This is a genomic window from Streptomyces mutabilis (assembly GCF_014649815.1).
Taxonomy (GTDB): domain Bacteria; phylum Actinomycetota; class Actinomycetes; order Streptomycetales; family Streptomycetaceae; genus Streptomyces; species Streptomyces mutabilis.
The window spans coordinates 1-735 of sequence record NZ_BMTT01000139.1; the positions used below are offsets into that span (position 1 = coordinate 1).

Sequence of the window (735 nt, forward strand, 5' to 3'; positions counted from 1 at the left end):
CGGTGACGGTCGGCTGGGTGTTGTGTTCACGGGTCAGGGTTCGCAGCGGCTGGGGATGGGGCGTGAGTTGTACGCCCGGTTCCCGGTGTTCGCGGAGGCTTTTGATGCGGTGATCGCGGAGCTGGGTGCGGACGTCCGGGAGGTGATGTGGGGCGAGGATCCCGGTGCGTTGAACCGTACGGGGTGGTCGCAGCCGGCGTTGTTCGCGCTGGAGGTGGGGCTCTACCGGCTGGTCGAGTCGTGGGGTGTGCGGCCCGAGGTGGTGGCCGGGCATTCGCTGGGTGAGATCGTCGCCGCGCATGTGGCGGGAGTGCTGTCGCTGGGGGATGCCTGCCGGTTGGTGTGTGCGCGGGCCCGGTTGATGGATGCGCTGCCGACAGGTGGTGCGATGCTCGCGGTGTCCGCGGCGGAGGCGGATGTCGTCGAGCTGCTGCCGGCAGGTGTTTCGGTGGCCGCGGTGAACGGGCCGTCGTCGGTGGTGGTCGCGGGCGCGGAGGATGCCGTGGAGAGCGTTGCGGGTCAGGCGGCCGAGCGGGGCTGGAAGCACAAGCGGTTGTCGGTGTCGCATGCGTTCCATTCGCCGTTGATGGATCCGATGCTGGAGGAGTTCGCGGCGGCGATCGCGGACGTGGAGTTCCATGAGCCGGTGATCCGGCTGATGTCGGGTGATCCGACCAGCCCGGAGTACTGGGTCCGGCATGTGCGCGAGGCGGTGCGGTTCGCCGACGCGGTGCG

The 735-nt window shown here is 69.5% G+C and carries 1 protein-coding gene; it reads left to right on the plus strand.

Annotated features, from left to right (window positions below; translation table 11 throughout):
* Window positions 1–67 precede the first annotated feature (67 nt).
* A partial coding sequence (locus IE142_RS35050) for an acyltransferase domain-containing protein (RefSeq protein ID WP_306432649.1) occupies window positions 68–735 on the plus strand: 668 nt, incomplete at its 3' end.